3 protein-coding genes (1 of these 3 running past the window's edge) are annotated in these 12936 nt (G+C 70.8%); all 3 read right to left on the bottom strand.

Features of this window, described 5'->3' with window-relative positions; all coding sequences use genetic code 11:
* Tightly spaced (each overlapping or abutting the next), the 3 genes in view from HUT12_RS21855 to HUT12_RS21865 form a layout consistent with a single transcriptional unit that may run on beyond the window.
* Complete coding sequence (locus tag HUT12_RS21855) at nt 1-6756, bottom strand: non-ribosomal peptide synthetase (RefSeq protein WP_176094558.1); 6756 nt, start codon at nt 6754-6756, stop codon at nt 1-3.
* Entirely contained in the window at nt 6753-11450 is a 4698-nt protein-coding gene (locus HUT12_RS21860) for an SDR family NAD(P)-dependent oxidoreductase (protein ID WP_176094559.1), read from the bottom strand. Before HUT12_RS21860 ends, HUT12_RS21855 begins: the two co-directional genes overlap by 4 nt.
* On the bottom strand, nt 11447-12936 hold the 3' portion of the coding sequence (locus tag HUT12_RS21865; RefSeq protein WP_176094560.1) for a type I polyketide synthase. The gene runs 3103 nt beyond the window's last position; the window shows 1490 of its 4593 coding nt (coding positions 3104-4593); its start codon lies beyond the right edge, outside the window — the gene reads right to left on this strand; its stop codon occupies nt 11447-11449. The genes HUT12_RS21860 and HUT12_RS21865 overlap by 4 nt, the downstream gene beginning before the upstream one ends.

Genomic DNA, 12936 nt, shown 5'->3' on the forward strand with positions numbered 1-12936 from the left:
TCAGATTCCGCCCTCGACGTCCAGCAGGATGTCGGCGAGCACGTCCTGACGGATCGGCGAGGAGACCTGGAAGCCTCTCGGCTCACCGGACCTCAGGGCGTCCCGGACCTCGTGGAACGACTCCTCCAGGGCCGCGATGATCTGCTTGGCGACGCCGCTCGCCTCCCATGCGCGCGGGTACCGCACCTCGATCAGGAGTTCACCCCCGCTGCGGGAGGCGACGATGTCGAGGGCGTACGGCGAGCGGTGTTCCCCGTCGGTGGTGATGTCCAGCGGGAGGTGGGTGAAGGTGATGCCGTCGGCGCTGTCCTGACCGCCCAGGTAGTTGAAGCCGATCTGCGGCCGGACCGCGGTCAGCACGGCCCGTTCCGCGTCCAGGCCGGTGTCGAAGCGCAGCAGGGGGCCGAAGCCGGCACCCTTGTCCGGCAGTCGCTCGAACGACCGCCGCACCGTGTCCACGGTGTCCGCCACACTCTGCTCCACCTGCACCAGGTGCGGGAAGGTGCTGGTGAACCAGCCCACCGTCCGGCTGAGTTCGTGGTCACCCGCGATGGGTTCGCGGCCGTGCCCTTCGAGGGTGAACAGCACCCGCTGCTCGCCGGTCACGGTGGCCAACGCCCGTGCCACCACGGTGAGGACGGTCTCCACCTGGCTCGCGCCGTGCGCCTTCCGTGCGGCGTCGAACAGGGCGAAGTCGTCGGTCTCGGTCAGGCGCACCACCGTCGAGGCGGTCTCGGACCGCTTCACGTCACGCTCGACGAACACCTCGCCCGCCGCACCAGCGCTGCGCGCCAGGTCGAGCCAGTAGGGCAACTGGGCACGGAGGCCGCCGTCCTCGGCGCGCTGCTTGACCTCGCTCGTCCACGCCGGGAACGGCATGGTCTTGGCGGGCAGCTCGGCGTCCGGGTCGACGAGGCAGGTGGCCAGGTCTTCCAAGAGGACGCCCCACGACACCACGTCGACGGCCAGGTGGTGGATGGCGATGGCGAACTGCACGCCCCCCTCCCCCAGCCCGGCGGCGAGGCTGACGACCGGGCCACCGCGCACGTCGACCCGCGCCTGGACCGTCCGCAGGTAGTCCGCCAGGGCCTCGTCGGAGAGACCGGCCGGCGGCCGGTCACCGTGGACGAGCCCCGGGGCGTCGACGTCACGCAGGACCAGAGCACGCTGCTCGTCGACCTCGACGCGGAGCATGTCGTGCTGGCGCACGAGCCGCTGCACCGCGTGTACCAGCCGGTCCAGCGACACCGGCTCGGCCGTCGTGACCAGCAGGCACTGGTTGAAGACCCGGTTGTGGGCCTCCGGGTCGTCGAGGAACGCCAGTTGGATCGCGCTCGCCGTGATTGGTCCGGACAGCGGCTTCTGGTCGTACACCCGCACTCCGGTCCCGGCGCCGGCGGACTCGGACAGCTTCTCCTCCAGCGACCGGATGGTCGCGTTGCCGAGGAGGTCCGCCGCCCGGATCGTGATGTCCTGTTCGCGGAGCCGGGCCACGATCTGGATCGCCTTGATCGAGTCGCCGCCCAGCGCGAAGAAGTCGGCGTCGATGTCCTCCACCGGCACACCGAGCACGTGCTGCCACGCGTCGGCGACCACGCGCAGCGAGTCGGTCTCCGGTGCCACAGCCGTCGCCCCCGCCGTGAAGTCGGGCTTCGGCAGCGCCGCCACGTCGACCTTCCCGCTCGCGTTCAGCGGAACCGTGTCGGCCCTGACGATGAAGGACGGCACCATGTAGTCGGGCAGCCGTCGGGACAGGGCCGCCCGCAGCGCCGGCCCGTGGTCCTGGTCGTCCAGATACCCGACCCAGAGACACAGACTCCGGCTGCCCTCGGTGGTCTCGTACAGTCCCGCGTGCGCCCAGCGGACGAAGGGCTCGTTCAGGGCGACCTGGATGATCTCCGCCAGCTCGATGCGGTAGCCCCTGAGCTTGATCTGCTGGTCGAGGCGGCCGGTGTAGTAGAGCAGACCGTTGGTCTTGAAGGTGACGATGTCGCCGGTCTTGTAGAGCCGCTCCCCCGGTACCGCAGGCGAGTACACGAACCGCTGGGCCGTCATCTCGGGCTGGTTCAGGTAGCCGTCGGACAGGCCGGATCCACCGATGTAGAGCTCGCCGTTGACGCCGACCGGCACCGGCTCCAACCGCTCGTCGAGCACCCACAGCGAGGTGTCGTTGACGGCCGTACCGATCGGGAGGGCGTCGTCGGCGTCCCACACGTCGAGGCGGTGGATGGTCGCGAAGACCGTGGTCTCCGTCGGGCCGTAGGCGTGGCTGATCCGGCCGGGCCCGAGCAGCTCGAACGCCCGCCGGACATGCGCCGGTGAGGCGATCTCGCCGCCGAAGATCACCCTGCGGACGCCGCCGAGCGAGTCCGACGCGTGGTCGATCAGCGCGTTGAACATCGCCGTGGTGATGAAGAAGCTGGTGATCCTGTGCCGCTCGATCGCGGCACCGAGCCGGTCGAGGTCCAGCACGGACGCCTTGTCCAGCAACACCAGCGACGCGCCGTTGGTGAGCGCCCCGAACATGTCGTAGATGGAGCCGTCGAACGAGTAGTCCGAGATCATGAGGAAGACGTCACTCGGATCAGCGGCGTAGCAGACCGACTGGTGGACCACGCGCAGCACGCTCCGCTGCCGGATCACCGACCCCTTCGGCGCACCGCTGGTCCCGGAGGTGTACATGATGTAGGCCTCGTCCGCGCTGCTGCCCGGCAGCCCCGGGTTCCCGCGCTCGGCCGTCGACTCCGCGAGCTGGTGGACGCCGACGATCCGGAGCCGTTCGGAGACCAGCTCCGCCGCCTGCCCGCTGCGCGCGTCGGAGGTGAGCAGGAGACCGGCCCCCGCGTCCTCGACCATGACCCGCAGCCGCTCGGACGGGAAGTCGGTGTTCAGCGGAAGGTAGAAGCACCCCGCCTTGAGCACACCGAGGATGGCGGCGACCATGTCGATCGAACGGTCCAGCAGCAGCGCCACCGGTGCGCCGGGGGCCACGCCCAGCCGGACCAGACCGTGCGCGATCCGGTTGGCCCTGGCGTTCAGCTCCCCGTACGTCAGGCTCCGGTCGTCCGCGATCAGCGCCGGGCGGCCGGGATCGGCGGCGACGTGCTCCTCGAACAGTCGCGCGATGCTGCGGGTGTCCGGCGTCGGCGCGGGCACCGTCGCGAACGTCCGGATCAGCTCGGCCTCCCGGACGGGGATCAGGTCGAGCGTGCCCACCGGCGTGCCGTCGGCGGCGGCGAGGAAGGACCGGAGCAGCGTCGCGTAGCGCTCCGAGTAGAGCGCCATGGTCTCCTCGCGGAACAGTGCGGTGGAGTACTCCCACTCCAGCAGCAGCGCGCCGTCCGCCTCCCGGGTGCTCAGGGTGATGTCGTACTTGGCGCTGCCGTCGTCGAACGGGAGGATCCGCTCGTCGTCGGGCTCCAGACCCATGTCGGTGTTCTGGTGCACGAAGCAGACGTCGAACAGCGGCCGGCGGCCCGGCACCCGTGGCGGGTTCAGCTCCTCGACCAGGGACTCCAGCGGGTACTCCTGGTGCGCGAACGCCTCCAGCAGGGTGGTCCGCAGGCCGGTGAGGAAGTCGCCGACGCCGGTCGTGGGCGCGGCGGTGACCCGGATGGGCAGCGTGGTGACGAACATGCCCACGAGATCCTGGTAGGCCAGGTCGGGCCGACCCATCACCGGCGCGCCGATCACGACGTCACCCTGTCCGCTCAGCCGGGACAACACCTGCTGGAACACGCCCAGCAGCACCATGTAGAGGGTGAGGTTGTGGTGGCGGGCGTACCGCTTGGCGGCCTCCAGCGTCTCGCCGTCCACGGACGCGAAGAGCGTCGCGCCCGCCGCCTTGGCGACCTCCGCCCGCTGCCAGTCCGTGGTGAGCTGAAGCGTCGGCGCGCCGTCGGCGAACCGGGCGACCCAGTAGTCGCGGTGCGCCGCCATGCCGGCGCTGTTCTGCCGCTCCAGCAGCCCACGGATCGCCGACCGGTAGCTCACCGGCAACGGCGGCAGCGCGGCCCGGTCCGCGACGGCGCCGAGGTCCCGGAACAGGATGCCCATCGACGTGCCGTCGGTGATGATGTGGTGGATGTCGATCGCCACGCACGACACGCCGTCGTCGAACTCGAAGTAGCCGAAGCGGAACAACGGGGCGCTGTCGAGTCGGAACGGACGCACGAACAGCCGCATCGCCCGGCGGGCCGCGCTCTCGTGGCTCTCACCTGGCGGGAGGGCACCGAGCCGGCGGTGTTCCACCGCGACCGGCACCTCCGCGTGCACCCGCTGGAACGGTTCCCCGTCCCGCAGATGGAACGTCGAGCGGAGGCTGTCGTGCCGTCGTACCAGGACGCGCAGCCACGCCTCCAGCTCGCCGATGTCGAGCGTGCCGGAGCGGATCGTCAGGCCGCTGACGTTGTACGTCACCGACTCCTCGTCGACCTGACTGGAGACGAACATGCTGCGCTGCGCGGCGGTCAGCGGCAGCTCGTAGGACTCCACCACGTGCTCCGCGTGCGCCGGGCGGCGGGCCGCCCCGCTCAGCCGCGACCGGACCAGGTGCTCGTCCACCCCGTGGACCCGGATCACCACGTGCGCGAACTCGTCGAACGTCGGCTTCGCCAGCAGGGTGGTCGGCGGGATCTCGACGTCGAGCACCGCGTTGAGCAACTGCGTGATCTTCACGGACGAGATCGAGTCGCCGCCGAGGGCGAAGAAGTCGTCCGCGCCACGGATCGTCGGGTAGCCGAGGATGCCGGACCACACCCCGGCGATCACCGTGCGGGGCACCGCGTCCGCGTCGGACTCCCGGAGCCCTTCGAGGTGCGGCGGCCGGGACAGGATGCCCCGGAGCCGGTCGACCGGGTCCGCCGGTGCCGACCTCTCCTCGCCGGGAGCCGGCTGCGCCCGGACCGTCTCGTCCCAGTGGCGTACGCGCTGGAACATCTGGGGTGGCATCGGCACCCGCCGCACGTCCGCGTCCCGGTGGAGGCCGGCGAACGGCCGCGCGCGACCCGCCAGGAAGGCGGCGACCGCGTCGCGGAGGTGACCGGGCGTGCCGCCGGACCGGGCCGGCGCGTCCTCGCGCAGTACGACGGCACCGTCCACCGGCGGCGAGTCGTCGACCTGTTCCGGGCGCAGCAGCCGCAGCAACCCGTCGCGCAGACCGGCCCGGCTCTCGCACAGGATGGCCGCCCGCACGGCCTGGTGCTCGCGGCCCACCTGCAGGGTGAAGCACACGTCGGCCAGGCGGAGTTCGGGATGACGGTCGAGGTGCTCCAGATGCCGCGCCGCGGTGCGCGCCAGCAGGTCCTCGGTACGCGCCGAGATCGGGAAGACCTGCGGCGGCGATGCCGGGGCGGGCACCGCCGCGCGGGCGGGCGCCTCCTCCAGCACGACGTGACAGTTCGTCCCGCTCAGGCTGAAGCTGCTCACGCCGGCCCGACGCGGGGTGTCGCCCTGCTCCCACTCGGTGAGCCGGTCGGCGACGTAGACCGGGGCGTTGGCCAGGTCGAGCAGCTCGTTCGGCACGTCGAAGTGGATCGACGGCGGAATGGTCTGACGGTCCAGGCACAACAGGGTCTTGATGAGCGACGCCAGTCCCGCGGCCCCGACGGTGTGGCCGATGTTGGTCTTCACCGAGCCGATCGCGCAGAACTGCCGGCGGCTGGTGAACTCGGCGAAGGCGCTGGTCAGACCCTTGACCTCGATCGGGTCACCCAGCGTGGTACCCGTGCCGTGGGCCTCGATGTAGGACACCGACTCCGGCGCGATCCCGGCCCGCTTCCACGCGCTGACCAGCAGGTTCTTCTGCGCCTGCGCGTTCGGGGCGGTGAGGCCGTTGCTGCGGCCGTCGTTGTTGACCGCGCTGCCGAGGAGCACGCCGTAGACGTGGTCGCCGTCGGCCAGCGCACGCGACAGCGGCTTGAGGTAGACCCCGGCCACGCCCTCGCTCCACACCGTGCCGTCGGCCGCCGCGTCGAACGCCCGCACCCGGTGGCCGGCCGACTCGGTCTCGTTGCCGAGGCTGGACGGCGACAGGAACAGGTTGACGGCGGCGACGAACGCGGTGTCGCAGTCGCCGTTGCGCAGGGCCTTGATCGCCGCGTCCACCGCGACCAGCCCGGACGAACATCCGGTGTCGACGACGGAGGCCGGTCCGCGAAAGTCGAGCAGGTACGACAGCCGGCTGGCCAGGATGCCCGACCACGAGCCGGTGATGGCCGCGAAGTCCAGCTCCGACAGGAACGGCAGGTAGGACGTGATCAGCCGGTGCGTGTGATCGTTGCCGACGAAGACGCCGGTCCTCGACCCGTACAACTCGCTCTTGGCGTACCCGGCGTCCTCCATCGTCTCCACCAGCACCTCCAGGAGGTTGCGGTGGTACGGGTCGAGCTGCGTCGCCACGTGCGGCGGGATGCCGAAGTACTCCGCGTCGAACAGGTCGATGCGGTCCAGGTAGCCGCCCCGGCGCACGGCCGAGGTGCCGCCCTCGACGCGGCGCAGATCGTCCAGGCGCAGCGGCGGGAAGTCACCGATCGACTCCCGGCCCTCCACCAGGTTGCGCCAGAACTGCTCCTTGTCCGACGCCCCGGGAAAGCGGCAGGCCATACCGACGACGGCGACGCGGTCGTCGGCGTCCCGGCCCTCGTCTCCGATCGCCCGGATGAACTCCTTCGCCCGGTCGACGTCCAGCGCCTCCTGCTTGACCTGCATGAGCAGGTACCGCAGCAGGTCCTTCCTCAGCTCGGCGTTCGACGTCATCCCTGGTTCCTCCCCGCACCGCCGGTCTCGGCGGCGAACATGGTGGTGAGCTCCGCGTCGCCGATCTCTGCCAGGACGTCCTGCAGCGACTGGTCCATCTCTCCGAGGTGCGCCGCGCCCGGCGCGGCCGGACCGGACTCCGCCGCGACGCGTTCGTCGATGTAGCCGGCGAGGCTGACGACGCTCGCGTAGGAGTAGAGGTCGGCGATGTCGATCCGACCGGGATAGACGTCCTCGATCTTCTGCAACAGCTGCGCCGTCATCAGCGAGTTCCCGCCGAGGTCCTGGAAGCTCTCATGGGCGTCGACCTCCGTCATGCCGAGAACCGCGCCGTAGACCGCGCCGATCCTCAGCTGGGTCTGGTTCGGGTCGGACAGGCCGACGACACGGACCTCGGCCGCCTCGCCGTCGGCGGACGACCCGCCCGTGCCCGCCCGCGCGACGGCGGCGGCGACGTCCTCGTCGAGCAGGAAGGGCATCTCGTCCAGTTGTTCGCGCAGCGCCCCGAGGTCGAACCGGGTGGGGACGACGCCGTCGGCCGGGGCGCGCAGGAAGTGGCCGAGCCAGGCCAGGCCGTCCTTCACGGTGAGGGCGCGGAACGGCGAGTCGCCGTCACCGATCCCGTACCGCACGGCCATGCCGACCTCGGACCACGTCGGCCAGTTGATCGACAGCGCGCGCACGCCCTCGGCGCGCGCACGCACGGCCAGGGAGTCCATGAACGCGTTGGCGCTGCAGTAGTCACCCTGCCCCTGCCCGCCGACGATCGCGGTGATGGACGAGAAGAACACCAGGAACGCGCCGGGGTGTTCCTTCGCCAACTCCGTGAGGGCGAGACTGCCGTCGACCTTGGACGCCAGTACGGCGTCGAAGGCCGGACGGGGCTTGGTGGCCAGGAACCCGTCACCCGCCACGCCCGCGGCGTGGACGATGCCGCCGAGGGTGACCGACTCCTCCCGCAGGCGCGCGGCCAGCGCGCGCACCTCAGCCTCCCGCGACACGTCGCACAGGGCGTACTCGGCGCCGACGATCTTCTCGACACGCCGCGCGGTCTCCTCGGCCAGGGGCCGGCGACCCAGCAGGATGACCCGCTCGGCACCCTCGCGGACCATCTCCTCGGCGACGCTCAGGCCGAGGCCACCCGCACCACCGGTGACCACGAACGTCCCACCCCGATACGGCGACTCCCCCGCCTCGTCGGCCGCCTCGGCGTACCGCAGGCGCCGCAGGTGGGTCTGCGTACCGCGCACCGCCCGCAGCACGCCGCCCGTGCCGCCCAACGACTCCCGGACGAGGAAGTCCAGGTCCACGTCCGCGCCCGCGTCCAGCACGTCCACCAGCAGATGCCGGTGCTCCTGCCCGACCACCTGGGCGAGCGCCTCGGTGGCGGCGGAGTACGGATCGGTGACACCGTCCCCGGGTCCGACCTGCCAGGCGTGTCGACCGAGGACCTTCAGACCACGGGCGAGTTTGACCCGGTGCGCCACGAAGGCGCGGTACAGCTCGAACAGCGCGTCCACACCGGTTGCCCGCCGCTGCCTGTGGGTGAGCGCCGCCTCGTCGGTGTGCTCGGGCGCGGTGAAGTCGGTGGCGAACAGGACGCCGTCGACCCCCTCCTGCCGCAGCCGTTCGGCCAGCGGCCCCGCGCCGTCCTCGTGCAGGGCGAACACGTGGCGACCCTGGTCGGTCCGCTCGCCGACGTAACACGGGACGACCCGGTGTCCCTGCGCCTCGACCGCGGCGACCAGCCGCCGGCCGGCCGGGTTGTCCAGCACCACCGGCGCCCACACCTCGCCGCCGGCCGCGTCGGCCGGTACCCGTGGCACCGACAGCCACTCGACCTGGAGGAAGCGGCGCGGTCCCGAAAGGCTGAACCGCCGCCAGTCGACCTTCTTCACCGTGTAGTCCGTGATGCGCGCGAACACCTCACCGTCGACGTCGACGAGATCCACGTCGTAGGTGATGGTCTCGCCCTCGTCGCTGTCGTCGCGGACGGTACGGATCAGCGAGTAGAACGTCTCCGGCATCGGCCGGAGCAGCACGAAGCTCTTGTACATGTACGGCAGGAACGTCTCGCCACTGTTCTGCGAGATGAGGTTCACCGCGTTGTCGAGCTTGGCCGGGTGCAGCCCGAACGTCTCGCTCGGCACGCCCTGCGGTAGGCGCAGCAGGGTCAACGCACCGGCTTCGTGTCGCCACACCGCCCGCACGTTGTCCCAGCGCGCACCGAACTGGAACACACCCGTGTCGGTCTCGGTGGGGTACGGGTCGGTCACCTCGATCGCGGCGGCCTGCTGGGCCTCGATGTCGACCGACGCCAACGGGTCGGCGTCACCCAGCGGGCTGATCCGACCCTCGACGTGAGTGACCCACTCGCCCTCCTGCGCACTGGCCACCTGGAAGGAGTAACCCCGCTCCAGCCGGTCCAGCCGGGTACGCACGGTCGCCTCCTCCCCCTCCTCGACGGCGAGGGGGACGAGGAAGAACACGTTCTCGAACCGCATGCTGCCGGTGTTCTCCACCGCGGCCAGCGCGGCCCGCGCCATCTCCAGGTACGTCGTGCCGGGCACCACCGGCCGGTGCTCGATGCGGTGGTCGGAGAGCACCCAGTGCCGGTCGACGGACAGCCGGTTCTCGAACACGACCGTGCTGTCCGAGCGGCTGATCTCCGTGCCCAGCAGGGGGTTGGTCTCGCCTGCGCCGAAGCTCCGCACGCTCGTGCGCATGGGCTTGGCCCAGTGCCGGATCCTCTCGAACGGGTAGGTGGGCAGGGGCACCCGCTGACGCGGCTCGTCGGCGTAGAACTCGGCGAACTCGACGCGGGCGCCACGGACGTACGCGTCGGCCAACGCGGTGAGGGCGGCGGCGTCACCCCGCGAGCGGTACTCGGCGAGTGTGGCGTTGGCCGAGTCGGAGAGCCGCTTGCCGGTCTGGGCGGTGATGTCGCCGGGACGCAGATCGCCCCTCTTGTCGCTGACCACGGCGTGCACGCCGTGGTGGATGCCCTGCTGCGCGTCGGTGCCGGGGCCGTGCCGCCGGAGCCGGTCGACCGACTCGGCCAACTGCGCCTTCGTCGCCGCGATGATCATCACGCGGTGTTCGTGGTGGCCTCGACCGACGTTGGACGTGTAGCAGATGTCGGCGAGCGACCAGGGGCTGTCCGCCAGCACGGCCGCGTACCCGCCGAGGAGTGCGGTCAGCCCCGCCTCGGTCTTGGCGCTGACCGTGAGGCAGTAACGCTCCCGCGACTGCGGCGCGGCGCGGTAGCGGGGCGCCTCCTCCAGCACCATGTGGCAGTTCGTACGGATGAAGCCGAACGAGCTGATCCCGGCCCGACGGGGTTCGCCGTCGGTGTCCCAGGGCATGAGCCGGTCGTTGACGTACAGCGGGCTGTCGGTGAAGTCGATGTAGGGGTTGGGCACGTCGAAGTTCGACGAGGGCGCCAACAGGCCGGATTCGAGCGACCTGACGACCTTCGCCAGCGAGGCCGACCCGGAGGCGGCCACCATGTGGCCCATCGTGGTCTTCAGGGATCCGATGCCGCAGAACTGCTTGCGGTCGGTGTGCCGGCGGAACGCGTTGGTCAGCCCCTTGACCTCGATCGGGTCACCGAGGACGGTCCCGGTGCCGTGGGCCTCCACGTACGTGATCGTCTCCGCCGGCACGTTCGCCTTGGCCCAGGCGTCGAGGATGACCCGCTCCTGCATCAGCGCGTTGGGCGCGGTGATGCTGTTCGACGTGCCGTCGTTGTTGACGGCGGATGCCTTAATGACGGCGCGCACGTGGTCGCGGTCGGCCAGCGCCTTCTTCAGCGGCTTGAGCAGCACGATGCCGGCACCTTCGCCCCACAGCGTGCCGTTCGCGCGGGCGTCGAAGGTGCGCACGCTGTCGTCGCCGGAGACGACGTTGTCCATCGTCGCGCCGGACAGGAAGCTGGTCTTCGGCTCGCCGCCGGAGGACAGGTTGATGCCGCCGGCCAGGGCCATGTCGCACTCGCCGAGCAGCAGCGACTGGATGGCCTGGTGGACGCTGACGCTGCCGGCGGAGCACGCGGTGTCGGTCATGATGCAGGGGCCCTTGAGGTCCAGCAGGTAGGAGATGCGGCTGGCGACCATCCCCTCCCACGAGCCGGAGAGCTGCATCGGGTGCCGCTCGGAGAACATCCGGTAGTAGGAGTAGTTCGACTGGTCGCGGCCGAGGAACACCCCGGTCCTCGACCCGATCGCGCTCTCGCCGCCGTAGCCGGCGTTCTCCAGCGCCTCGTACGCCACCTCGAGCGCGATGCGCTGGTTCGGGTCCATGTAGTCCGCTTCGAGCGGGGGGATGCCGAAGAACCGCGAGTCGAAGTGGTCGATCCGGTCCAGGTAACCGCTCACCGAGTAGAGCCGGTCGAGGTCGGCCTCGTCGACCGGCCGACCCAGCATGACCTCCGCGTAGTACGGGTTGCGGAGGATGTCGTACATGTCCTCCTTGCGGGACTGCGGATAGTCCCGGATGCAGTCCCGGCTCACCTTGAGGAAGTCCCAGAACTGGTCGACGTTCGTGGCCTCGGCGAAGCGACCGGCCAGTCCGATGACCGCGATGTCCTCGTGCAGGTTCGCCTCGGACAGTTCGCGCAGCAGCCGCTTGGTGCGCTCCCGGTCGATCTGCTTGTTGACGAATTGCTCGAGGATGAAATCCTTCACGCTGCTCATCTGGTGTCCGTTCCCTCGAGAAGGCCCCGCCTGCCGTCGACCGTGATCGCGCCCTGTTCCAGCAGGTCCAGCAGTTTGTCGATGTCGCCCTCGTCCGCCTCGGCGGCCGGTGGCGGCCCTTCGGCGGCCGGCTCGTCCGGGTGCAGCCTGGCCTTCAGGCAGGCCACCTGAGCGGCGACGGTGGTGTGGCGGAAGAGGTCCGTGATGTCCATCAGACCGGGGTACCGCTCGTCGTAGAGCTTCAACATCTGCGCCGTCAGCAGCGAGTTGCCGCCGAGGTCACCGAAGTCCTCGTACGCGTCGAGCACGTCGAGGTCGAGCGCTTCCGCCCAGATCTGCGCGACACCCCGTTCGAGGTCGCCGAACTCGGCGAGCCCGTGCAACTCGACGGCACGCCCGACCGCGCTCCGCCCGGCGTCCGGGGACGCCTGCCGGGTCGTCCTCCTCATCCGGCCGGGCATGAGCGCCGCCGGGTGCCCACCGGCGCTCATCAGGGCGTCGAGCAGGTCCACCGCCTCGGCGGTGTCCAGCGGCGGGAACAACTCGTCCTCGTCGGCCGCGTCCATCCGCCGGGCGATGCCGATCTCGCGCCACGCCGGCCACTGGACACTCAGGCCGGGCAGCCGCTCGCGGTCGCGGTACTGCGCCAGGCTGTCCAACACCAGGTTCGCCGCCGTGTAGTCGGACTGGCCCGGGTTGAGCAGGAGCCCGGCGATGCTGGAGAACGCGACGAAGTAGTCGGGCCGGTCGGCCAGGGTCGCCTCGTGCAGGTGCACCCCGCCCAGCGCCTTGGGCCGGTAGACCTCCATGAACTCGTCGAGGTTCTTCGTGTACAGGAAGCCGACACCGGGCCGCCCGGCGAGGTGCAGCACCCCGGAGATCCGGCCGTGCCGCGCGCGGAGGTCCCGCACCATCGCCTCGACCGCCTGCCGGTCACCCAGGTCGAGCCGGACCACCTCGAACACGTCCAGGTCGCGCGCGAACTCCGACCACTCCGGCCGGGTGCCGGCCGCGCGGTCGGACCCCAGCAGGACGAGTCGACGCACGCCCCGCCGGATCAGGTTCCGCGCCACGGCGGTGCCGAGGTCACCGGTGCCGCCCGACATGACCGTCACCCCGTCACCGCCGGGCAGCGGCGTCCGCTCGTCACCGGGCAGCGCCCGCTCACCGGCGGACGACGGGATCGGGTGCCGCTTCACCTGTGGTTCGTACGGACGCCCGTCGCGGTAGAGCAGGAACGGCGGCCGATCGGCACTGGTGGCCTCACCCACCAGCAGCACCGGCCCGGTGTCCTCGTCGCTGTCGACACACCGGATCCCGAGCGCCTTGTACTCCAGGGCCGCGACACGCATCATGCCGAGCAGGCCGGCCTGCCCGGGGTGCAGCGCGGACTCGTCACCGGTGACCGCCAGCGCGTTGTGCGTCAGGACCAGCAGGCCGTCGGCGAACGTGACCTGCCGCTCCGAGATGAGCCTGAGCAGGCCCA

It is taken from the genome of Verrucosispora sp. NA02020 (genome assembly GCF_013364215.1).
Classification (GTDB): domain Bacteria; phylum Actinomycetota; class Actinomycetes; order Mycobacteriales; family Micromonosporaceae; genus Micromonospora.